General features: G+C 45.4%; 20 protein-coding genes and 1 other RNA gene. 6 read left to right on the top strand and 15 right to left on the bottom strand.

The genetic code is table 11. The features are described 5' to 3' along the window. Positions 1-35: 35 nt before the first annotated feature. From QUA38_RS11685 to QUA38_RS11665, 5 genes are all read right to left on the bottom strand, one after another. Positions 36-1,208: a Gfo/Idh/MocA family oxidoreductase gene (locus tag QUA38_RS11685; protein WP_333161910.1), complete on the bottom strand. Its 1,173-nt coding sequence runs from the start codon at positions 1,206-1,208 to the stop codon at positions 36-38. A 156-nt stretch (positions 1,209-1,364) separates the two neighbouring features. Beyond that, positions 1,365-2,087, bottom strand: a complete 723-nt coding sequence (rnc, locus tag QUA38_RS11680; protein ID WP_333161908.1) for a ribonuclease III — start codon at positions 2,085-2,087, stop codon at positions 1,365-1,367. A 369-nt stretch (positions 2,088-2,456) separates the two neighbouring features. Further along, positions 2,457-2,890: RNase P RNA component class A (gene rnpB, locus QUA38_RS11675), an RNA gene on the bottom strand. A 318-nt stretch (positions 2,891-3,208) separates the two neighbouring features. Then, entirely contained in the window at positions 3,209-4,393 is a 1,185-nt protein-coding gene (gene corA, locus QUA38_RS11670) for a magnesium/cobalt transporter CorA (protein WP_333161906.1), read from the bottom strand. 75 nt (positions 4,394-4,468) lie between these two features. Beyond that, positions 4,469-8,704: a PAS domain-containing protein gene (locus tag QUA38_RS11665; RefSeq protein WP_333161904.1), complete on the bottom strand. Its 4,236-nt coding sequence runs from the start codon at positions 8,702-8,704 to the stop codon at positions 4,469-4,471. Between the two features lie 865 nt (positions 8,705-9,569). Here QUA38_RS11665 and hemG point away from each other — a divergent pair. Next, complete coding sequence (hemG, locus tag QUA38_RS11660) at positions 9,570-11,030, top strand: protoporphyrinogen oxidase (protein WP_333161902.1); 1,461 nt, start codon at positions 9,570-9,572, stop codon at positions 11,028-11,030. A 114-nt stretch (positions 11,031-11,144) separates the two neighbouring features. Here hemG and QUA38_RS11655 read toward each other — a convergent pair whose 3' ends face one another. The 5 genes from QUA38_RS11655 to QUA38_RS11635 form a co-directional block, all read right to left on the bottom strand. After that, a complete protein-coding gene (locus QUA38_RS11655; protein ID WP_333059446.1) occupies positions 11,145-11,837 on the bottom strand; it encodes a response regulator transcription factor in 693 nt (230 codons plus the stop codon). 105 nt (positions 11,838-11,942) lie between these two features. Further along, on the bottom strand, positions 11,943-14,219 hold the full coding sequence (locus QUA38_RS11650) for a hypothetical protein (protein WP_333161900.1): 2,277 nt from the start codon (positions 14,217-14,219) through the stop codon (positions 11,943-11,945). A gap of 429 nt (positions 14,220-14,648) precedes the next feature. Continuing rightward, a complete protein-coding gene (gene psb34 / locus QUA38_RS11645) occupies positions 14,649-14,816 on the bottom strand; it encodes a photosystem II assembly protein Psb34 (protein ID WP_015177107.1) in 168 nt (55 codons plus the stop codon). 69 nt (positions 14,817-14,885) lie between these two features. After that, positions 14,886-15,929, bottom strand: coding sequence for a thiazole synthase (locus QUA38_RS11640; protein ID WP_333161898.1), 1,044 nt, complete (start codon positions 15,927-15,929; stop codon positions 14,886-14,888). Next, a complete protein-coding gene (locus QUA38_RS11635) occupies positions 15,904-16,422 on the bottom strand; it encodes a CdiA C-terminal domain-containing protein (protein ID WP_333161896.1) in 519 nt (172 codons plus the stop codon). Before QUA38_RS11635 ends, QUA38_RS11640 begins: the two co-directional genes overlap by 26 nt. 45 nt (positions 16,423-16,467) lie before the next feature. Between QUA38_RS11635 and QUA38_RS11630 the strand changes: the two genes are divergently transcribed. Continuing rightward, on the top strand, positions 16,468-17,169 hold the full coding sequence (locus tag QUA38_RS11630) for a Crp/Fnr family transcriptional regulator (protein ID WP_333161894.1): 702 nt from the start codon (positions 16,468-16,470) through the stop codon (positions 17,167-17,169). A gap of 166 nt (positions 17,170-17,335) precedes the next feature. On the opposite strand, the gene QUA38_RS11625 is transcribed toward QUA38_RS11630, so the two are convergent. The 3 genes from QUA38_RS11625 to QUA38_RS11615 all read right to left on the bottom strand — a co-directional run bounded on the left by QUA38_RS11625 (position 17,336) and on the right by QUA38_RS11615 (position 18,964). Next, positions 17,336-17,671, bottom strand: coding sequence for a cupin domain-containing protein (locus QUA38_RS11625; RefSeq protein ID WP_333161892.1), 336 nt, complete (start codon positions 17,669-17,671; stop codon positions 17,336-17,338). A 99-nt stretch (positions 17,672-17,770) separates the two neighbouring features. Next, positions 17,771-18,550, bottom strand: coding sequence for a methyltransferase domain-containing protein (locus QUA38_RS11620; protein WP_333161890.1), 780 nt, complete (start codon positions 18,548-18,550; stop codon positions 17,771-17,773). Between the two features lie 264 nt (positions 18,551-18,814). Next, positions 18,815-18,964 carry a hypothetical protein gene (locus tag QUA38_RS11615; RefSeq protein ID WP_333161889.1) on the bottom strand — a complete coding sequence of 50 codons (150 nt, stop codon included), beginning with the start codon at positions 18,962-18,964 and terminating at the stop codon, positions 18,815-18,817. Between the two features lie 31 nt (positions 18,965-18,995). On the opposite strand from QUA38_RS11615, the gene QUA38_RS11610 reads away from it, so the two are divergent. From QUA38_RS11610 to QUA38_RS11595, 4 genes are all read left to right on the top strand, one after another. Beyond that, on the top strand, positions 18,996-19,406 hold the full coding sequence (locus QUA38_RS11610; RefSeq protein ID WP_333161887.1) for an MAPEG family protein: 411 nt from the start codon (positions 18,996-18,998) through the stop codon (positions 19,404-19,406). A gap of 90 nt (positions 19,407-19,496) precedes the next feature. Continuing rightward, entirely contained in the window at positions 19,497-19,679 is a 183-nt protein-coding gene (locus QUA38_RS11605) for a hypothetical protein (protein WP_333161885.1), read from the top strand. Next, complete coding sequence (locus QUA38_RS11600) at positions 19,648-20,010, top strand: hypothetical protein (protein ID WP_333161883.1); 363 nt, start codon at positions 19,648-19,650, stop codon at positions 20,008-20,010. Before QUA38_RS11605 ends, QUA38_RS11600 begins: the two co-directional genes overlap by 32 nt. Positions 20,011-20,046: 36 nt before the next feature. After that, positions 20,047-20,220, top strand: coding sequence for a hypothetical protein (locus QUA38_RS11595; RefSeq protein WP_333161881.1), 174 nt, complete (start codon positions 20,047-20,049; stop codon positions 20,218-20,220). Between the two features lie 137 nt (positions 20,221-20,357). On the opposite strand, the gene murD is transcribed toward QUA38_RS11595, so the two are convergent. Continuing rightward, a complete protein-coding gene (gene murD, locus QUA38_RS11590) occupies positions 20,358-21,704 on the bottom strand; it encodes a UDP-N-acetylmuramoyl-L-alanine--D-glutamate ligase (RefSeq protein ID WP_333161879.1) in 1,347 nt (448 codons plus the stop codon). Positions 21,705-22,121: 417 nt separating this feature from the next. Then, positions 22,122-22,507: DALR anticodon-binding domain-containing protein (locus tag QUA38_RS11585; protein ID WP_333161877.1), on the bottom strand; the 386-nt coding region annotated here is incomplete at its 5' end.

Below are 22,507 nucleotides of genomic sequence, written 5' to 3'. Positions count from 1 at the left end.
TCCCAATCTAAAATCTAAAATCTAAAATCTAAAATCTAAAATGGTATTAGGGGCTGTCCGCCGAGTTCGAGGGATTTGCTCAAAGTGCTGAGAATGCGGATTAATTCGACGGAGGCCGCGCCCGAAGAGGTAAAACAGGGGGTATTTGTTTGCACGCAGTTGAGGAAGCGATCGCACACTCTCCGCAGCGGTTCTACTTGTTCTAAACTCAACACTTCGCGATGTCTGAGGCTTGTTCGCTCCAGCGCGATCCTCTTCGTTGGCGTAGCCCCCGTAGGGGCGGGCTTCGCTAACGCACTTTCAAAACAGTTATTCTCTTCGCCTCGCCAATCTGGATTGCCGCGCTGCACAATCAGGGGAGTTTCTGGCGACATTTCATCAAAAATTAAGGTTCCCAAACTGCCAACAACTGTTAAGCGCCGTTGTTTGTCGGGATTTAGCCAGCACAGGTGAATAAATGCTTGAAATCCGTCGGGATAGGTGAGTGTTACCCAAACTAAATCTGCTAGTTTTTCTGCAGGATTAGTAGTCACCAGCGAAGGAGCAAATTGATTTTCCATTTCTGCTGCTTCTTGATTTATTCCTTCTTCCTTTTTCCCTTTTCCTGATTCCTTCGGAAAAACAGTACCCATCGCCCTTACTTCAATTGGCGTTTGTTCCAGCCAAGTATTGAAAATAGCGATATCGTGAACTGCCAAGTCCCAAAGGGCATCAACGTCATGGCGAACCGGTTCAAAATGGGTGCGCTGGGCGTAACCGTAGCGCAATTTTCCGAGTTGATGCTGTTGAATAATTCTTTGACCTCGATCGACTGCTGGATGAAACAGATAAGTGTGGTCAACGAAGAGTTGCCGCTGCTGTTTTTCGGCTAATTGGCAGAGTTCTATGGCTTCAGTGAGGTTGAGGGCGAGGGGTTTTTCTGCTAAGACGTGGTAGCCTTGTTTCAGCGCTGCTGCTGCAAGGGTGTAGTGTGTGGAAGCTGGAGTAGCGATCGCCACAGCTTGCAGTCCCGGCAGGGCTTGCACTTGAGACCAATCGGTAGCTAGAATCACCGAGGCATCCAGATTAAATTGTTTTTGAACGACCGCCAATGAATCTCGATTCGGGTCTACCACCGCTAAAACTTGGCTGTTGGGATGTTCGAGAAAGTTACGAATTAGGTTAACTCCCCAGCGACCTGCACCCAATACAGCTATTCCGATTTTCATTGATTATAATTGCAAAAATCGCACAGTAATTATAGCATAATTTGTTATTATTATCTATGTTTTCACTCAAAAAAATCACTGTTGACTGTTGCTAGTAGTTATTGATTATTGGTTATTGGTAGCAGCTAACAAATAACCAATAACTGATAGCACGAGTCAACAGTCAACAGTCAACTGACTATTAACTAATTTGTTGAAAGCTACCTGAGCCGCTGCTTGTTCGGCCGCTTTGATCGATCGACCTTTTCCCTCTGCTACCAACTTTCCTTGAATGAGAACTTCTGCTGTAAAACGATCTTCCCCGCCCTGCACTGTCCCGGTTTCTTGGACGCTATATTTGGGCAAAGTTTTGTATTTGCCTTGAGTCAACTCTTGGAGAGCAGCTTTGTAGTTTTGGCGGGCTGGATCGCTGCGGATTTCCGCCGCTAGGCGTTGAAAGTGAGAATCTAGCCAAGGGTGAATTAATTCTAACGTCTGGGTACTCAAATAAAGCGCAGCCAGTACCGCTTCCAAAGCATCTGCCAGACGGGGTTCAGCGCCTGTTTTGTCCGAGGCGGCACTGCTGGAAACAATTAAATAGCGATCGAACCCGTAACTTTCAGCGATTTTAGCAAGAATGCGATCGCTCACCAAGATCGATCGAATAGCAGCAAATTCCCCTACTGTACAGTCTGGATAAATCTCAAACAACAATTCCGATGCAGCCAGCCGCACAACTGCATCCCCGACAAACTCTAGTTGCTCGTAATTTGCCTTAGCTGACGCGCTCGCATGAGTCAAAGCTAAATCGAGGAGATGCCATTTTATCGAAGCATTCTTCGTCAGTCCCAATTTTTGAATTAATGTTTCAAGTTGCTTTTGGCGACCCGGATAAATCATACCATTTTATATTTTATATTTTATATTTTATAATTAATTGCGAATGACGGATGACTATCCGGGCTTGGAGATTGTCTAAAGTTGCATATTTTTTTTTGAAAAACGTCTCAAATTCATATCACTAAAAAGCTTTTTATTGAAAAACTAAATAGTCCTTCGGATGCTTATATTCCGCTCTGTCAAGGTGGTGAATAAGTGCCTCCAACGCTGGAAATCTCTGCTTCGGGCGATCGATAAATCTTCTTTGTTTGATAGATTATTAGCAATAAATAACATATCAAGAATAAAGCTCAACGTTTACGATGACGCAAACACCTTAACTACACCTTGACCAATCTGCCCCTAAGCACCTTACCCAAATTTGGGTGGGGAAAAAGTCGGACATAAGCCGGGTTCTGTTCTCTCAACTGCAAGCAGTTTTCGAGGGCAGTTATCTATCTGGGGCGCCTGTTACCAGACGCCTCAAGCGGTACCAAAAAACGGAACTGGTAAAAAACCAACCATAGTTCCTCCGACCTTGCTCCCAACTGGGGTTTACCGAGCCAGCACCTCTCGATGCTGCTGGTGCGCTCTTACCGCACCTTTGCACCCTTACCCCCTAACATTTTGCGATTTTCGATGCTTGATTTTTGATTCAATCTCAAATCTCAAATCTCAAATCTCAAATCGGGGGGCGGTATCTTTCTGTGGCACTATCCTCACGATCGCTCGCACTGGGCGTTACCCAGCAAGTTTGGTTTTTCGGGAGCCCGGACTTTCCTCAGACAAGCTTTCGCTAATCCGCAACCGCCTGCGCCTACTTTTTCCCCAAATTTATTGTACGCGATCGTTCGTCAATCAATTTGGGATTTGAGATAGAAGATTTTAACTTGTCGCCCGCTTAATTTGGACATTTGTGTTTATTCAAACTCTTGTACGGTCGGTCGGAAAGCCCGGCCAACAATTAAATTGCCATCCAAATCCCCTTAAATTCACTCACGGATGAATCAGGGGGCTGAAAAGTTGGGAATTATGATGCAAGGATTTATGGCAGGGATTCCACTAGGGGCAGGAAACCTTTTTACCTAACATAATTTTTAATTATTCAATCTTCAATCCAAAATCTAAAATCTTCAATTCAGTTACTTTAATGAGTCATCTTTGATAGTAGAAAAATTATCAAACCAGCCACGCCGCCAGAAGAAGTAAACTAAACCAGAGGCGATCGCTAGCATAATTGCCCAACAAAGCGGATAGCCAAAATACCAATTTAGTTCCGGCATATTCCAGGGCGATTTCTCTGTATTGAAATTCATCCCGTATACTCCCGCAACAAAAGTTAGAGGAATAAATATACTCGAAATCACCGTCAGCAACTTCATGATTTCATTCATTTTATTACCAACCGAAGACAAGTAAACATCCATCAAACCCGAAGACAACTCTCGATAGGTTTCGACCATATCCATCACCTGCACCGTGTGATCGTAACAGTCGCGCAGGTAAATTCGCACTTCGGGGCTAATCAAATCACTGCTATCTCGAATCAAAACATTAATTGCATCACGCTGTGGCCAAATGGCGCGGCGCAGAGTCAGCAATTCTCGCCGGATTTTATAGATTTTTTCCAGGGTTTTGCGGGTGGGGTTCACCACCACTTCATCCTCTAGTTCTTCAATGCGCTCTCCGTAAACTTCTAATACAGGGAAGAATCCATCTATAATCGAATCTAACAGAGTATAAGCCAGATAATCTGCTCCGTGTTTGCGAATTATTCCTTGTCCTTTACGAATGCGATCGCGCACGGGTTCAAAACAATCATAGTCCGGTTCTTCCTGAACAGTTAGCAGGTAATGCTTGCCCAAAATAAAACTTACTTGTTCTTTATGAAAAGTATCTGATTCTGGATGGAGCATCACCATCCAAGCAATGATTAAAATGTGTTCTTCATAATCTACTACTTTCGGTCGCTGGGGAACATTAACTACATCTTCTTGAGCCATTAGGTGTAAATTAAACACTTCGCCCATTTGTCGCCAAGTTTCTTTGTTTCCCAATCCCAACATATCAACCCAAGAAACAGATGCTGTATCTAAATACGCAGCAGCTTTTTGAGGATTTGCCAATTTGGCGCGAGTTGCCGCTGTTTCGCAATAGTCAATTAATACAATCTCCGGAGGCGGCGCATCTGGTTCTAAGTCGAGAGTTCCCGGCGGAGCTCCCGGATCGTCATAAAAATAGTCAACATAGGAATCATCATCATCATCTTCTTCTTCTTTAATTTGTTTTGCAACGGCACTAGAAGTATGTATGCTTTTGTATACCATGCTAATATTCCTGACTTTAGAACGTTTAATTAGATTATCATTTTTCTGGTGCAACTACCAATTACCAATGACTAATTACCTCTGCCGAATGGGAATCTCGATCGCAAATTCAGTTCCCTCTCCCGGCGCGGAAATGCACTGTAGCGTCCCTCCGTGTCTTTCCACCACAATCTGATAGGAGATAGACAGTCCCAAACTTGTACCTTTGCCTACGGGTTTAGTAGTAAAAAACGGGTCAAATACTCGACATTTAACAGACTCTACCATGCCAGACCCGTTATCGGAAATTACGATCGCCACCCGATTGTTCTCCAGTACCTCCGTACGAATCCCAATCCACGGCAATGTGTCGCAAGTTAAAGGTAAACTAGCCAAATCTTGCCCTTCCTCTTCCGAATAACTCCCCAGTTCCAACTTCCTATTCCTGACATCGGCTAAAGCATCAATAGCATTATTTAAAATATTCATAAACACTTGATTTAACTGTCCCACGTAGCACTGTATCGGCGGTAATTTTCCATATTCTTTAACTATTTGAATATGACGATTCCTGCCATTTTCTTTGATCTTGTGTTGCAAAATTAACAGAGCGCTGTCTATTCCCTCGTGAATATTAACACGTTTAAGATCGGATTCTTCCAGGCGGGAAAAATTACGCAAAGACAGAACTATTTGGCGAATTCGCTCGGCTCCGGTTTGAATAGAAGTCAGCAGATGTGGGAAATCCTCTTTCATGAATTCCAGTTCTATTTCTTCTGCCAAATCTTGGATAACAGCAACAGGTTCCGGGTAGTGTGCGTGATACAAACTGCACAGTTCCAGCAAGTTTTTGGCATACTCACTAGCGTAAGTGATATTACCATAAATAAAACTGACAGGATTATTGATTTCGTGAGCAATTCCCGCCACTAACTGTCCCAAACCCGACATTTTTTCCGCTTGAATTAGTTGAGCTTGAGTCCTGCCTAATTGTTTCAAGGTTTGCTCTAACTGACGATTTTTATGTTTTAATTGAGCTTCGGCTTGTTTGCGCTTGGTAATATTGCGGGCTAGAATAATAACTTGATCGGAATTAAAAGGCAACAGTCTGGCTTCATAAGTTTTTTCTTCTTCCGACATAGAAAGCGAATATTCTATATCGATCGAATTTCTTGTTTCGGAAATTTCCAAGATTGCTTGGGAAAATTTGCTGGCGACATTCTGTGGCAATATGTCTGTCATTCGTTGGCCAATAAAATGTTCTGGAGGCACGTATAAATTCGAGGACGTTCCTGACAAATAATCCACAATTATACCGTCAGCATCTAGTCGAAAATACAAATCAGGCAAAGCGCGAAAAACTGCTTCTAACTCTAAAGTTTTTTGCCGCAATGCTTCCTCGGCGCAGTACCGATCGCTAATATCAAAAATCACCCCATCCAAATAGCAAACGTTTCCATCTGCGTCGAACACAGGAGAACCTTTATCCCACACCCATTTAACCGTACCGTCTGCTGCTAGCAAGCGATATTCCAAGTTATAAGACTCTTTCTTTTCTATACCTTGCCGAATAGTTGCTTCTACTTTTGCCAAATCTTCCGGGTAAATAATACTAGCAAAAGTCCGGCCTCTCCTGTCCAAACGCAAAATAAAATCTGCCGCAGGGTAGCCGATTAATAAGTAAACGGCATCGCTAATAAAATTAGTCGAAAAATCGCACCTCCAGCGATAAACCACTCCGGGAATATTAGCTACCAAAGACCTAAATCTTAATTCACTTCTACGCAAAGCTGCTTCCGATTCATGTCGTTCTGTAATATCGTGAGCGAAAGCTAGCACTGCAAATACATTACCTTCTGCGTCGCGCAGGGGAAGTTTTTGGGTATCAAAAATATTTACTGAACCGTCAGCAATAGTTGCCGGATCGCAGGGATTGTGGATGATTTCGCCGGCCAGTACAGCAGAGTCGTCTGTGCGGAAGCCTCGGATATTTTTGGCGGCATTCCCAAACACGAACTCTTCGGAAAATCCTAATTCTAAATCGGATTTGCCAATGATTTCTTCGACTGTTTTGCCGATCGCTTGAGCGAAACTCCTGTTTGCCAAAATATAGCGAAATTTTTTGTCTTTAGCAAAAATCCAGTCGCTGGTTTTGTCTATGACTGTACGCAGGAGTTGTTCGGAACGTTCGGTTTTTTCCAAAGACGCCTGCAGTTCTAGTTCTAAGCACTTGCGAGCAGTAATATTTTCAAAAGCAACACCGACGCAGTTGTTGGGTAATGGAAAAGCTTTAATAGAAAAGGCGCGAGTTATTCTGCCGCCTTCATCGCAGTCAATATCTTCAAGTTCTACCGCTTTCTGTGTGCGAATTACCGCAGCAAATGCTTGGGGAATGTTTTTCGATCGCAGGTGGGGAAAAATCTCGTCGATTGTCATTCCCAAAACATCCGCCATTTCTAATCCGGTGAATAGGGTAGCGGCAGGATTGGAGGCGATCGCCCTGAGAGTGCTGTCATCGTCTATATTTTCTAAATGGTAGACATACAAACCAATTTGCATATTCTCCACAATTTGGTCGTAGAGGCGCACGCTTTCGTCTACCTGCCTGCGTTCGGTAATATCTTCAGTAATCCCCAAAACGTACTGAGGGCGGCCTGCGGCGTCGAGAATTGGCACTTTGCGGGTGTGCAGTATTCTCATACCTTTGTGGCGAGTTTGGATCGGCTCTTCGGCTATGTCTTTAACAGTAGATTGGTTATGATCGCCGGTCAATATTTCTCTGTCTTGAGCAGTAAAAACATCAGCTTGTTCTTTGGGGTAAATATCGTAGTCATTTTTGCCTATCGCCTCTTGAGAGGTAACACCTGCGATCGTTTCTCCGGCTTTATTCCACAGCACAAATTTCAGCGAAGAAGCATCTTTAGCAAAAACTCCCACCGGCAGATTTTCTACTACGGAATTCAGAAACCCTCTAGCTGATTTTAATTCAGCTTCTGCACGCTTGCGTTCGATGCCTAAAGCGATGACATCCGCAACCGACGCTAAAGTTTCCTGAAAGGGTGCTGTCAGGGGCTGGCGGCTGATAATTACCATGACTCCCACCAGCCGTTCTTCCACTATCAAAGGGTAGCCGGCGAAGGTGAGAATTTGCTTAGGTATTGGGCAATTTGTCGGCTTTTGGCTGGTGTTGATAATTGCTACTTCGGAACTGTGTGGCGGTGTTGCTTTCGGGAATTCTTCCTCTGAGAGTCCAAAATTATTCAGCTCAAATCCGCAGTCAAGTTCCGGTTTTTGCTGTTTGGCGATCGAGTTAACCTTACTTTCAATAAACTTAGCCCGATCGTCTGTGCGGCTGTATATTCCCGAAGCTGCTTGCAATTGCCAAAGATTATGTTGAGAGTTGAAAGTCCAAATTTCAGCAGAAGCGACATCAATATTCCGCACCATTGCCTCGCAGCAGGGAAGCAGGATGTCTTGAGGGTGTTTCGTGAGGGCAATACCCACATCGGCTACCATTGCTGCGAGGCGAGAAGCTTGGGATTTTTCTGCTTCCAACCGTTTGCGATCGGTGATATCTTCCACCAAAGAAAGCACGGTAAAAGTGTCACCACTGCGAATAATTGAGTTGAACCAGCGACACCAAATTACCTGTCCGCTTTTAGTATAGTTGCGGTTAATTGAAGTATTGCCGTTGCCAGTGGCTAGTTCAAGCTCGATCGCGGTTATAGCCTCTCTATCTTCCTCGCAAACCAAATCTAAATCGCCAAACTGCTTGCCCATCATCTCATCGGCTGTCCAGCCAAAGATTTCCTCGGCGCGTTTCGACCACTGAACGATGCGAAAACCTTCATCCCAGCCTACCATTGCCAGGGGACTGTTAGCTGCATTCAACCACAGTAAATGGTTCGATCGGCGTAACTGTTGAGTTTTCTGCTGCTGCCAGCGGTAATGCCTGGTGATATCTCTACCAACGCCGAAAACCCGCATCTGGTTGGTAGAGGCATCCACCGCTGGCGTGTAAGCCGTTTCGTAAATTTTAATCCCGCCGTCTGCCGCCGTCACCTCATGAATTGCCAGCCGTTTTTTCCCGGTTATAAATACTTGTTGCAGGCAAGAATCAATCTGCAAGATTATATTTTGTACCGCAGGATTATTAGGATGTAATTTCAATAATTCCTGATTAGTTTTGTTGACTATTTCAGCAGGCTCTAATCCCATCCAAGCCGCAGCAATAGGATTGATCGATAAATAATTTTGCTGTCGATCGCACTCTAGGAAAGCATCAACAGAGTTAGAGAAAAAAGACTGAAACGAGTTGATAACTTCCTGCATGGGTATTTTTTCATGAGAAAAGCTTAGTATTATGAAAACCTCGTGTCTTTAGACTCATATGTTGCACCCTTTTCAATAAGCTTTTATGGGCCGACAGGATGCCCACCCCACCAGAAATTAACTCTTTGTGGAACAGGCATCTTGCCTGTTCTTGAGAATTGTGCAAGATGTGAGTAGAGTGATCGAGGTAGCACGCATCAGGCAGTTTTCACCGCCTTGAATATTGATTATTCCTACACGGGGCTACTTGGTCGCTTGGTACTTTTACGATCTATTTTCAACGGAACAATTACCGTTTCCAATATTTCACCCGCGATCGCATAGCAGCTTGGGCTTACACCCATATTTTTGATAATCTAATCAGTTAAGACGATAGCTAGTCAACTCTCTCTTTTGATTAGGGCATAAAGCCCAATCTCTTCAGAGGGGAGTGGTGACTTGCTTAAGCTCTAAAATTTGCCTAAAGTTAGTTTAACCCACTCAAATCTTTTTGGGCACTGTACTGCTGCGTTACTGCTGCCTTTGCCGGTGCAATTTTTGGCGCTGTTCCCTATAATACAAAAATTTTAAAGAAATAGTATATTTGGAAATATAGCTTAATTACAGCAGATGCTCTTTTTTTAAACCAGACCCAGCGGATACAAAAGTGAGATCGAGAGACGGGGAGACGGGGAGGTGGGTTAATCCACAACCTACGATAAAAATGCTTAAGAAATGCCCGACAGCTTACCGATTCACAATTCCCAATTCCCGATTCCCAATTCCCAATTCGGTAATCTGAAAGCGGTTTGGCAGTACGCCCAGCAAAGAACGCAAGCCGTGCAAAGCCATGTAACATAAAGATTGCGATATTTTTCTATGTAATATGGAACTATTAGATACCTTGATTGTGGGTGCGGGTATTAGCGGTTTGAGTTTGGCGCACGCACTTCACAAGGAAGCAACGAGTGCATCGCCGCTGAAAATTTTAGTCGCTGAGAGTCAGGGACGTGTGGGCGGGAACATCACCACTGTGACAGCCGAAGGGTTTCTCTGGGAGGAGGGCCCGAACAGTTTTTCGCCGACGCCAGAATTGATGAAGTTGGCTGTGGATGTGGGATTGAAGCAGGAGTTGATTCTTGCCGATCGCAAATTGCCTCGTTATGTTTATTGGCAAAAAAAGCTGCAACCGGTGCCGATGACTCCACCGGCGATGATTCAGTCTCAGTTACTGAGTTTTCCGGGGAAACTGCGGGCGTTGTTCGGCGCTTTGGGGTTTGTCGCGCCGGCAATGGGCGATCGACTTTCGCAGCAGCGTGACGAGGAAACTGTTTCTCAATTTTTCCGCCGTCATCTGGGGACGGAAGTGATGCAGCGGTTGGTGGAACCTTTTGTTTCTGGGGTTTATGCCGGCGATCCGCAACAACTTAGCGCGGCGGCGGCTTTTGGCCGGGTAGCCAAGATGGCTGATATGGGTGGCGGGCTGGTGGCGGGGGCGCTGCTTTCTGCTAGGAAAAGACCGAAGAAATTGCCTGCAGACCCGAATGTTCCTAAAACTAGGCCGGGGGAATTGGGTTCGTTTAAACAGGGGTTGAAGGCTTTGCCAGAGGCGATCGCTGCTGAATTGGGCGATCGAGTGAAACTCAACTGGCATCTGACTCGCCTCGATCGTACAGAACGCGAAACTTATATTGCTGTATTCTCGACGCCCGACGGACAGCAGGAAGTTGAGGCGCGCACCGTGGTTTTGACAACGCCCGCTTACGTTACAGCCGATTTGTTGCAGCCTCTGCAACCGAAAGTTAGCAGTGCTTTACAAGCTTTTACTTATCCTACGGTTGCCTGCGTTGTCCTAGCATATCCGCAGTCTGATGTCAAGGAAAAATTAGTAGGTTTTGGAAATTTAATTCCGAGGGGGCAGGGAATTCGCACTCTGGGGACGATTTGGACATCGAGTTTATTTGCCGATCGCGCGCCTGCAGGGTGGCAAACTCTCAGCAGTTACATCGGCGGCGCAACAGACTCGGAAATTGGCAATCTCGACTCAGAACAAATCGTTGGGGAGGTACACCGAGATTTGTCTCGGATTTTGCTGAAGCCCTCGGCGGCGCAGCCGAAAGTTTTGGCGGTGAATGTTTGGAAGCGGGCAATTCCTCAATACAATTTGGGGCATTTCGATCGCCTGCAACAAATCGATGAAGGCTTAAAATCTTTGCCGGGGGTGTTTTTGTGCAGCAACTACCTTGGCGGAGTGGCTTTGGGAGATTGCGTGCGAAGGGGTTTTGAGCGTGCACGAGAAGTGGGCGAGTATTTGCAGAACAAACAATCAGATACTCGATCGATCTGAATGATTGTGTGGGGAGGGCGGGTTTACAAATATCGAGTATGTTAATCCGAGATATTGGTGAACCCGCACCTACAGCCTTTTGCCTTCATATCCGCTGCCCAATGCCGAATGTTACTAGGTTGTGGGTTCAAACTTGTAACCCACGCCTCGGACGGTTTGAATCATCGGCATTTGATTAGGATCTAGTTCAATTTTGCGGCGAATTTGACCGATATGAACATCCACCACGCGATCGGCTCCTACATATTCGTAGTCCCACACTTCATGCAGCAATTCCGATCGCCTCCACACGCGACCGGGTTTGCTGGCCAAACAGTACAGCAGGTCAAATTCTAAAGCAGTCAAAGCAACTATCTGACTGCCGAGAATTACCTCGCGGCGAACCGGATCTATTAGTAGCTCTCCAAAAGTAAGAGTTTGTTGTTCGGCGGGAGTAACAATGCGTTTGCGCTTCAAAATTGCTGCAACGCGAGCTCCAATTTCTACAAGACTAAAAGGTTTAGTAATGTAGTCGTCAGCACCTTCGGCAAACCCTTTCATTTTATCAGCTTCATCGGTTCGGGCAGTCAGCATCAACACAAACACGCCCGTGCGTCTTTGCATTTCTTGACACAATTTGTAGCCAGTAGTATCAGGTAAATTTACATCTAGAACTACTAAGTCAGGATTGAGTTGCTCAAATAATTCCAGACCAGTCTGACCGTCCTCGCCAGACTCAACTTGATAACCTTGCTGGCTCAAAAAACGGTGAATTAAATTTCGGATTGCCGGGTCGTCATCAACCACAAGGATTTTTACAGGGGCCATGACCACAAGTTTGCTTGAAGAATTAGGCAAGAATATTCAGCCATAATAATAGAAAACTGGATACAAATCTCGAAAAAATTGAGCTCTTAATAGTTATAGCCATATTTATAACCTACGCAAAATTTCAGGCAATAAATCTCCAGGAACTTTGGATAAGGCTAAATTTTGGCCTGGCAGCCCACATTCACTATAGAAAGCTCTAATCGTTTTGACAATATAGCTCAATGCTGTTTGCCGGGAATCAGCAGCTTGGGAGTTTGCCGCGGCTTGCAGGTTGAGTTTATCCCCATATATTAACCCTTTGTCATTGAGATATTGTCCCCATTCGGCACACACTTGCAACTGGTGGTGCAGTGCTGCTTCTAGATGGCTTGTCTGTGCGACTTTGTTAGCGGCGAAATTTGGGTCGGTGGCTAGTTGATAGTGGGCTAGTCCTAGATTGTTGCGGGCGGCCAAGGCGTCAAAGGTGAGTTGGGTTCGATCGATCTCTCCGGCGATATCCAGGGCGGCTTCGTAGGCGGTAATCGCCTGCTGCAATGATTCCGTCCGCGCCTGTTTCTGCTGCTGAAACTGGTTCGCCAAATGCCAATAAGCGGTACCGAGATTATTGTAAGTGGCGGCTGCTGCTGCGGGTACTAATTCTCTGGTGCGGTATTTCAATGCTTCGCGGTAGGCGGAAATCGCCCTGACTAGCAGGGATTCTGAGGGTTCGTGCTGAGCGAGGTTCCAGCAGGCGGTACCGAGGTTGTTTTGTACTCCGGCATAGTTGAGGGGTTCTCGTTCGGGACTGTAGCAGGAGAGGGCTTGGGTGTAAGCTGCGATCGCGCTTTTGAGATATACGATCGGCTCACCATCTTGAGCTAAATTCCAGTATGCTGTCGCCAAATTATTCTGAGCAGCAGCGTACTGCTGAGGCTCCACGGCGGGGTCTAGATCCAGCAGCGCTTGTTGGTAAGCTGCAACTGCGTGCTGCAAGTTCTCTGTCTTGTCTCGATAGCGGGCTAAATCGGCCGAGGCGATTCCCAAATTTTTGTTTAATCTAACGCGGGTTTGGGGTACGGTTTCGGCATCTGTTCGGTTCAAACCTTCAAGGTAGAGGGCGATGCTGCGTTCAAGGCTGGATACCGGATCTGAGGCGTTGAGGGCATTGGTGCGATCGCGCGATAGCATCCAATAGAGAGTGCCGAGATCGTTGAGCAGATCGGAAATTGGCGGTAGGCTGTTGGACTCCTGGGGGTACTGAGTTAAATTTTGTGTCAATTGGGCAATCAGCCGCGCGCATTCATCAGTTAGTGGTTGATTTTGCTGCGAGTTGCTGTCAAGGTCGAGATATGCAATCACTTGTTCGATCGCACGAATGGCGATTGTCAGGTTTTGCTCTGAAACGTCTCCGCCCAGAATGCGATCGCGGTAGTAATTTCCCAAACCGTGATAAGCCAAAGCCAATGCTTCGGAACAACACTGATGTTCTTGCAGCAGTTCGATGTATTGGAGGGTTTGCAGGGGCAGAAAATTCTCCTCTGATGCGGGATTATTTTCGGCTTCCAAATCCTCAGAAGCCGCTGCTAGGACCAAATCTGCCAGTTGGACAGATTTAGAATCAGGCGCTGGGGACGGGGGATGGGAAATTGGGGATTGTTCGTCATCTGCCAATGGGACGGATTTAGAATCAGGCGCTGAGGACGGGGGATAGGAAATTGGGAATTTTTCATCGGGAATTGGGGATTGTCCAGACCAAGAAGATATTAAAAGTTGGTTGCCAAAGTCTCCGCTGTCCCGCAAGTTTCGCAAGTCTCCTGAGTTTCCGAAGTCATCAAAGTGCCCGAAGTCTTCCTTAGCTGGAGTTGGTTCGCCTTCAAACTCAAATACTCCGGTTCGCCAGTGCCAAAATTCTGGGGCCGATTGCTCGATCGAACTTAGCCAGGGGCGCGACACCCACAGCAACAGAGTAGACTCGCACAATTGCAGGTTTGCTTCGATGTCTCTCAAATAGCTCAGGAACGACCACTGCACGGCTGCTGACTGCCTGGTCAGGTGTTCTGCCCCAAGAATTTGAAATCCCGGCAAAGGGCTGTAGCTGCCCCTGTTTTGTGGCGGTGGGTGGTGGGTCAGCCATGCGGCGATCGAACCCCAAGGATTTGGATCGCTCAAGTCGAGTTCCAAACTGACAAATCGGGGGTAGTTGATCGGAGAGCGAGGATCTGAGCCAGCGCTCTCTGCGGCTAATTCTGTCTGCAAGCGGGCTGCCAGACAGTCCCGCAAGCACAAGTCGTCGCAGGCGGCAATAAAAATTTGACGGCGTAAATTGAGGTCGATCGCCTGTTTCAAGCGTTGGTAGATCAGCTTGTTCGAGCTAGAAACTTTTTGGGAAGGAATAGACATCAGGATCAGCCGAGTTTAGATTTTAGATTTTAGGTTTTAGGTTTTAGATTTTGGATTGTAGATTTTAGATTGTAGAGTTGAGAGTTGAAATCTCGATCGCTCATACCTCACAACTAAGCCCCGAAGGCAGTCAATCGCACCGGTGATGACTAAAGGATTGTGGATTTTCAATTGGCAATTTTATGTGGGTGACGAACCCGTGTGATTAAGTGCAACCCAAGTCCCTGAACCCGACAGCCAAGAGGAAAACACCAAATTTCTGCTGGTCTTATTTAGCTTTCCAGCTCGCTTGGCACGCTTCAGGATTGTCGCAACTACCTGCTTTGTATTGAAACACAAAAACCATGTTTCCATTGGTTGGAAAACATGGTTTGTTGAAGGATTATTTAAAATTGCGATTTGAAGCAGCTTTGAGTCTCAGCCCAGCTTTTAGACGGAAGCAGCCACGAACACCAAACCCGCGACCAACATGGCTGCTGCAATTCCCATGATGATATAGTTCCGTTGCTGATTTTTGTTGGGAGGTACGGCTTCATACACCTTCGGCTCTTTAGCAAAGTTGTTCAGGCGTCCATCGTCATCTTTGATGTAAGGCATCAGTCACAATCCTTAATATTTTTGATGTTTACAACTGTACCAAAAAAGCGCCCAGGAAAATTCGGCCATTTATTTGGAGGTGACAGTGCCTGTTTGGGGAGAAGAGGCGATCGCGTAATCTTTGATCGGCATTCTGCCTGCTAAGTACGCCATCCGCCCCGCTTCTGCTGCCATTCCCATTGCTTTTGCCATTGCCGGGGAATTTTGGGCATTGGCGATCGCGGAATTAATCAACAGTGCATCGGCTCCCATTTCCATTGCTCGGGCTGCTTCGCTGGGCGTTCCGATCCCCGCATCGACAACCACAGGAACATTTACCGTGTCAATAATTATTTGAATGTTGGCGGCATTGTTGATCCCTTGCCCTGAACCGATGGGCGAACCTAAAGGCATGACTGTCGCACAGCCGACTTCTTCGAGGCGTTTTGCCAGCAAAGGATCGGCATTGATGTAAGGCAAAACCGCAAAACCTTCTTTTACTAATTGTTCTGCTGCTTCCAAAGTGGCGATCGGATCTGGCAGCAAATATTTAGCATCGGGAATCACTTCTAACTTGACAAAATTATTGTCTTCTTGCCCTAAAAGTTTCGCCATTTCCCGGCCCAAACGAGCTACTCTAATCGCCTCATCCGCAGTTTGACAACCGGCAGTATTTGGCAGCATCCAAATTTTCGTCCAATCAAGAGCCTCTGCCAATCCTTCATGACCGGGAGCATTTGTTTGCACTCGCCGCACAGCTACAGTCACAATTTGGCACCTGCTAGCGTTGACGCTTTGCTGCATTTCTGCGATGCTGCGATATTTTCCCGTCCCCGTCATCAAGCGAGAATGAAAAGTTTTACCAGCAATAACCAGAGGTTGATCGGAGATAGTTAGGGGTGGCGCTATGTGCCCGTGTTTTGGGTCTCCAAAAATAGCATATTCTAGCCCCTTTTCCCATTCTTCTCTGCCTCCAAGCATATTTTCTAGCAGCCAACCTTCTTTATTGGTTAGTTCGTCCCGAGTTACTGCGTAGAGGATCTCTCCAACAATAATCAATCTTGCATCCCGCGGCATATTATTTTTTATACCACTATTTACAATTTCTTCAAATTCTTGAAAAACGCTGCCCATTTTCCCATTCCTCTCTAGTAATTTTTAGAACAGATTGGTTGTTGAAAACCAAAATGATAGTTTGCATGAGATGCTTAAGATCCCAATATATTGCTTGCCTGATGCTTTCGTCTATCTCTCGAATGTCGTAAGTTTCTATATTTACGTGAAAAATGACTGCATTTGCACTTTGATTCTTGGCTTTTCCAAACCCTTCTTGTACTCTATCTTTGAGATTACTCGACTCTTTTGTTAATTCCTTAAATTCGCAAATTTGACCGTCAACGTCAGCGTCTGGAGTTTTAGTTCCCGACGGTGCTTGTTCGCTCAAAAGTCTAACTCTCTTTCCTATTTTAGCCAAAACTTCAGCCACAAAACTTTCCGAATCATTAAGATTGTGGTCTTGGTGGACAAGCACAAATCCGCCAGCTAGCTCGTCAAAATAATGCCGCCGATATTCTGGTTCTGAATTTTCGTAGATGGCTCTGCTTTGCTGGATGTATTCTGGATTCACCGTTATTGTACTCTTATTGAACTGCGAGCTAGTAGAGTGAACTGCATGAAAGCAACTGTCGAGCAACTGGCTAAAATTGGAATATTTGCCAGCTTAAACCAAACTGAATTAGAGCGATTGCAAGAACACACAGTAATTTGCAGTTACCGACCGGGAGAAGTTGTGATGTATGAGGGCGATCGCATCCCCGAAAAATTATACACTCTTTTGAGCGGTTCTCTGCGGGTTGCAAAAACAGCGGCGGCGGGTAAAGAAACAATTCTCCGCACTTTATTTCAGGGAGATATTTTTGCCGCACCTGCTTTGCTAGGCAACGGAATTGCCCCTGCAACGGTGACAGCAGAAACTGATGTGGAAGTTCTTACCACAGAACGGGAAGTTTTGCTAGCAGCAATTCGGGAAAATCCTGAGATTGCCTTGCGAATATTGGCGGTGTTTAATCAGCGGTTGCAGCAACTGCACGAGACAGTGCACGGTTTGGTGTCGGAAAGGGCGATCGTGCGGCTGGCCCGATTTATTCATTACTTTGGCGTCGAGCAAGGTACGAAGATTGCGGATAATAGTGTATGTTTAGAAAAACGTTTTCCCTATTATCAAATTGCTCGCAGCATTGGGATTACCTACGAAGAATGCGTGCGGTTATTTAAGAAACTCAAGCCGTTTGTATCCTACAGTCGAGGCGGTAAAATTATTATATTGGATTGGCAAAAATTGGAGGATATCGCCTCTGGAGATGAAATAGATTAAATGTTAACATCCCAATTCTTGTAGGGCAGGTTTCACAAACAATATTTAACTGCTACTCACTATATAAAACCGCCCCCACAATCTGTGAATCGGGGCGGGTTGATGAGATTATTGATTTTAGGCAATTAGGGTTGGTCAAACCTTCGCCTACAGAATAATGAGGGCATTAATGAGGCTCAGAAAGTGTCAAGATAAATGCCAAATTTGACTCGGCTTTCAAAGCGTGTAGAGCGCGGGCGGGCAGAAAAACAAACACCCCCGGTTCCAAGACAATATCTTTGCCTTCCAGTGTCAAAATTCCCTTTCCTTCGATTACATTAACTGTAGCATTGCGCGGCGAAAAGTGTTCTGCAACTTCGCTACCCGCAGCCAGACAAAGTAAATTGTACTGACAATTATTGTCTTTGATTAAAACTTTGCTCGACACTCCGGCGGCGGGATATTCAATTGCGTCTCGGAGTTGGATTGCTGAAGATTGTAGCGGTAAAAGAGTAGTAGTCATAGTTTTTGACAATTAATTAATTTGGTCACAAGTCTCGAATTTATCAGTGGCTTCACTTTCTTCAATCGAAAATCGAAAATCGAAAATCGATTGAGTCGGTTAAGATTGTTTTTTGGCCGACATAACGATGTAGCCTAGATCCTGTTGGTAATGCTGGAAAACTCGACGCATTGCTAAGATACGATCGCGAATTTGCGATCGACTTAATATATTCCACAAAATCCGCACAGTACCCACAAACCCTTCATCTTGCAGCATTCGCGACAAATTTAGGAGGCCCATCGCCCCGGTTTGAGACTTTTCTACTTGCAAACCCGCGTTTTGGCAAACAGCAATCCAGCCAGACTCAGACAAAGGCGTTGAATTGACGCGAATCACTTCTGATAAAGCTTTGTGAATTTCTGATTCTCGGTTTTTAACTAAAAGTTCGTGAGAGAGAAACTTGCCGCCTGGTTTTAAACGATCGCAAATTCCCGATACAATTTTAGCTTTCCCTGACGGCGACTGCATTGTCAGGATAGCTTCAGCCAACACCCAATCAAACTGTTGGGAAATCCGATCCAAGTGAAAAATATCTCCTTCCACAATTTCCACTCGATCGCTCAAACCGGCTGCTGCAACATTAGCACGAGCGCGGGCCACACTGTCGGGATTTTTCTCAACTCCCACTACTTTTATCCCAAAACGTTCAGCAAGGGCGATCGAACTATATCCAAAACTAGCAGCCAACTCCAAAACAGTCTCCCCAGGCTGAAAATCCGCCCATTCAAATAACTGTTCCGTAGCAAATTTCCCCCCCGGTCTCAACATTTTCTTACCCGCCGCCGCCAGAACTTCATGTCCGGGTGCAGTCTTAAAATTGAGAGCAGTATTGGTCATTAAATTGACCTCCTATTTAATCTTACTCTCAGTTTGCCAAATTCTCCCCAATCTTTCTATGATCTAGCTCATATTCAAAATATCGTATAGTGCGTCAGCCTCCTCAATTTTTACAGTTTTAGATTTTAGATTTTTAATTGACTCTACAAATTTTAGATTTACTCCACAGATGAATCTGGGAGGCTGAATAAGAGTCTAAAATTTGAGCTATTCGCGACAATAGTGGGGGGCTTGTATCCGTAGGCAGGTGCGATCAAAAACAATCTAAATCCCAGCCAGCAAGTTTTCGAGGATGTCCCGGAACTCTAAAGCAATTGTCGCGCCACTAATACCCAGCAGTTGCATCAAATCCCCCGCCTTGAATGACGGGATGGCGATGAATAACGCGATCGGCAATAATTGATTTATAATCAAGATATCTACTCCACCCTAAGAATACCGAATCATGCTCGCAGAAGCAAACGCGACACTTTGGCCTAGTCTAATTACTGTTTCAGCATTAATTCTCTACTTCGTTGTTACCATCAACGTCGGCAGAGCTAGATTCAAACACAAAGTTTCTCCCCCGCAGATGACAGGAACCCCAGACTTTGAGCGAGTGGTGCGAGTTCAGCAAAATACCTTAGAGCAAATGATTCTATTTTTGCCCTCGCTGTGGCTGTTCTCGCAATTTATCAGCCCAATTTGGGGCGCCGGTATCGGCGCAGTTTGGATAATTGGACGCATTTTGTTTGCTTGGGGTTACTATCAAGCTGCCGAAAAAAGAGCGGCAGGATTTGGCATTAGTACCTTAGCTACTTTAGCTTTGCTTGGTGGGTCTTTAATTGGCATAATTATGTCGCTGCTGAAGGTTTGAGCCTAGCTTGCGATCGACATAATTGTTTTTCTACTCGTTTCCAGGCTCTGCCTGGGAACCAGTTAAATGTAATAAATGTTAGGAGTAAATATGTCAGAAACCAACAAACCAGTATTTGAAATTAACCCGAAACTTTTTCAGCAGCTTGTAGATTGGCAAGAAAAACTTGAACGAGAGGATGAATTAGCAAGCGAGTCAGAAGACGAGAAACCAATTGAGGTAAAAAATCCTCCCGACAGTGATGAACAGCATTCTCAAACAGATAATTTATAGCTGGTGGCTAGCAGCATCTTTGGGATTTCCGGCTGCTGTCTCGGCTCAATCGCTGACACTCAGCCAAATTCAGCAAGTTAATAGCGGTTTGTTTCGTTCTAATTCTCAAGATTTCTTTGAGCAAGGAAATCGCCAACTGGAAAAAGAAATCGCAACTTTGTTGCAAAAAAATGTCGCTTCCGAAGACCGCATTCTGGAGATTGATGAAAAATTGCGCTCTCAGATTTGTAGGCAAAACTTTAAAATATTGTCGTCGCATTCTGATACAATAAGTGCTGCTCAGATTGCTGATTTTCAGAGCCAATTAAAAGACATTTGCAGACAGAATTAAAATAAAAGTGAGGTCAATATTCAAAGTTTAGTGCTAATGGATAAAGAGGCAATGGCAAAGTTAAAAATAGCCATGCTGAAAGCGGAAACCGCTGCTCATTTGGCAGCAATCATTATTGATTATACTCATGAGGAAATAATGATAGTTTTTAAGGAGCTACGATCGGAACAACAGGAAAGAATTAAGACTGTTTGGAAGACTATTAGTTAAAGTAGATTGCCAAAATTAGAGGTTTTAATTTTTCACCACAGATGTAAGCCGATAGACGCAGATGAACGCAGATTTAATTGTGTTAGTGTTCGCTGTGTAGAAAATTCTCAATTTGTACACAGCGAACAATGACATATCTAAACTAGGGACTCGAGGCATAATTGGCGGAAATGATCGCCCCGTTGCTCGAAGTTTTGGTATTGATCGAAGCTAGCACAGGCTGGAGAAAGCAACACTACTTTAGCGTTGTTCTGTTTGCCTAATTCTGCTGCTCGCGGGATTGCTCGTTCCATTGTTTCGACTATTTCCCAAGCGTTGTAATTTGCTTGTTCGAGCCGATCGGCAAAAATACCTGCCGCATCCCCAATTAGCAACACCCCCGCAGCTTTCGCCTTGATTGTATCAATCCAAGCGCGATCGTCCCCTTCTTTGGCATCGCCTCCCGCAATTAAAATCGCCGGTGCGCTCACAGAAGCCAACCCGACTTGCGCGGCGTCATAATTAGTAGCTTTGCTGTCGTTGATGAAATCTATGCCTTCCCAAGTGCAGATGTGTTCGAGGCGGTGCGAAACTCCGGGGAATTTAGCGATCGCCCGGGCGATCGCACTTTTATCTATCCCCGCCAAATTAGCCGCCGCCACCGCCATTAACAAATTCTGCAAATTGTGTTCTCCCACCATCCGCAAAGAATCAGCAGGCAGAATTTTCTCGCCTTGAGCTATTACCCAACCGTTTTCGATGTACGCTCCAAAAGTGGGATCGCCCAACAGTTCTTTTTCACCTTTGACACTCGTCCAACACGCATCCGGCCAAATGTCAACTCCTTGCTGCCGCAAACAAGGATCGTCGCCGTTGATTACTTGCAATTCAGACTTTTTCAGCAAATGTGCTTTAATGTTGTAGTAATTTTCTAAAGTTTTGTGGCGGCTGAGGTGATCCGGCGTCAAAGTCGTCAAAACTCCGATTCGCGGCGCTACAAACGGCGAGGATTCTATCTGATAGCTGCTGATTTCTGCGATTACCCAATCCGGCTGTTTTTCTGCTAAAGCTAATTCACACGCAGCATAGCCAATATTGCCACAAGCGGGAGCGTAAAGCCCTGCTTCTGCAAAAATAGCAGCAATTAAAGCAGTAGTGGTAGTTTTGCCGTTAGTGCCGGTAATTCCCACCCAAGGAGATTTGAGGTAACGCCACGCGAGAGCCATTTCTCCGATTGTTTCAATGCCTAACTCTCTGGCGCGCACTAATGCTGGACTGTCCCAGGGAACACCCGGACTTACTACTATTAATTCTATAGATTCGACTGGTTCAAAAGATTGACCTAACTCCACATGAATGCCTTCGTTAGCGAATTCCTGTTGCTGTTCTAGCAAGTTTGGGGAAGATGAGCGATCGCTCAGCGTTACTTCCCATCCTTCGCGTTTTAGCAGTCTTGCGGCGGCAATTCCTGATTTTCCGAGTCCAATGATATGAGCTATCGGCATAAGTTGTGTGTGTGATGGAGCGAATTTCCCTGGTTTTATAAGTTTATATCTTAACCTTGAATTGGTTATTGACTATTGGCCATTTAGCTTATTTTTTAAGAGAGCGATCGAACTCTGCTGAGAGTCGCGCGGTTTCGCAAAAATTACAATAGATTTACTTGTTTTATTGGTAAGCTTTAATGTTATTTTGTGCAAGAGTTTTAAGAAGTACATTTCTCAAGTTGTTTTGCCTGCGGGCCCGCTCGTTTTCCACAAGCCCGCCAGGGGTTGAAAACCCCTGTCTAAAAGCTAAAGTCAGTTAAAACTGACTGAAAATTCTGGTATATATGCGTTTCATTCCTCATAGCGAGGACTTTCGCTTTGAGACGGGATTTGAAACGAACGGCGGACTCAAACGGAGATTTTAAACCTGGCGGACTAACTTTTGACGATCGCCCCAAAGTCTGCCAACACCCGCGCGTGATTCCGCAGCAAACCCAGTAAATTTAACCGATTTTGCTTAATTTCCGGGTCAGAATCCATCACCAAAACACTTTCTGACCCGTCGAAAAAGTTGCTGACAGTCGGAGCAATTTCCGTCAAACTATCTACCAACTGCTGGTAATTGCGAGTTTGTTTGGATAGCTGCGTTTGCGGCACTAACTGCACGACTGCATCGTAAAAAGCTTGTTCAGACGACTTTTGAAATAACTCCGGTTTCACCGCCGTTTTCGGTTCCAATTCTACTTTATCCAAATCACCTTGAGCCGCCAAACGAGTTGAACGGTTGACTGTTTCGTAAATTAGATCCAAAGTCTGGTTAT

Origin of the sequence: Microcoleus sp. Pol12B4 (assembly GCF_036701385.1) — a bacterium.
Classification (GTDB): domain Bacteria; phylum Cyanobacteriota; class Cyanobacteriia; order Cyanobacteriales; family Microcoleaceae; genus Microcoleus.
The sequence above is the reverse complement of the archived record's forward strand: the minus strand, read 5'-3'. Positions and strand labels throughout refer to the sequence as shown.

Bases quoted from the DNA above. Each gene is read 5' to 3' on its own strand.
- QUA38_RS11685 (WP_333161910.1), bottom strand. From the start codon at position 1,208: ATGAAAATCGGAATAGCTGTATTGGGTGCAGGTCGCTGGGGAGTTAAC.
- rnc (WP_333161908.1), bottom strand. From the start codon at position 2,087: ATGATTTATCCGGGTCGCCAAAAGCAACTTGAAACATTAATTCAAAAA.
- corA (WP_333161906.1), bottom strand. From the start codon at position 4,393: ATGGTATACAAAAGCATACATACTTCTAGTGCCGTTGCAAAACAAATT.
- QUA38_RS11665 (WP_333161904.1), bottom strand. From the start codon at position 8,704: ATGCAGGAAGTTATCAACTCGTTTCAGTCTTTTTTCTCTAACTCTGTT.
- hemG (WP_333161902.1), top strand. From the start codon at position 9,570: ATGGAACTATTAGATACCTTGATTGTGGGTGCGGGTATTAGCGGTTTG.
- QUA38_RS11655 (WP_333059446.1), bottom strand. From the start codon at position 11,837: ATGGCCCCTGTAAAAATCCTTGTGGTTGATGACGACCCGGCAATCCGA.
- QUA38_RS11650 (WP_333161900.1), bottom strand. From the start codon at position 14,219: ATGTCTATTCCTTCCCAAAAAGTTTCTAGCTCGAACAAGCTGATCTAC.
- psb34 (WP_015177107.1), bottom strand. From the start codon at position 14,816: ATGCCTTACATCAAAGATGACGATGGACGCCTGAACAACTTTGCTAAA.
- QUA38_RS11640 (WP_333161898.1), bottom strand. From the start codon at position 15,929: ATGGGCAGCGTTTTTCAAGAATTTGAAGAAATTGTAAATAGTGGTATA.
- QUA38_RS11630 (WP_333161894.1), top strand. From the start codon at position 16,468: ATGAAAGCAACTGTCGAGCAACTGGCTAAAATTGGAATATTTGCCAGC.
- QUA38_RS11625 (WP_333161892.1), bottom strand. From the start codon at position 17,671: ATGACTACTACTCTTTTACCGCTACAATCTTCAGCAATCCAACTCCGA.
- QUA38_RS11620 (WP_333161890.1), bottom strand. From the start codon at position 18,550: ATGACCAATACTGCTCTCAATTTTAAGACTGCACCCGGACATGAAGTT.
- QUA38_RS11610 (WP_333161887.1), top strand. From the start codon at position 18,996: ATGCTCGCAGAAGCAAACGCGACACTTTGGCCTAGTCTAATTACTGTT.
- QUA38_RS11605 (WP_333161885.1), top strand. From the start codon at position 19,497: ATGTCAGAAACCAACAAACCAGTATTTGAAATTAACCCGAAACTTTTT.
- QUA38_RS11600 (WP_333161883.1), top strand. From the start codon at position 19,648: ATGAACAGCATTCTCAAACAGATAATTTATAGCTGGTGGCTAGCAGCA.
- QUA38_RS11595 (WP_333161881.1), top strand. From the start codon at position 20,047: ATGGATAAAGAGGCAATGGCAAAGTTAAAAATAGCCATGCTGAAAGCG.
- murD (WP_333161879.1), bottom strand. From the start codon at position 21,704: ATGCCGATAGCTCATATCATTGGACTCGGAAAATCAGGAATTGCCGCC.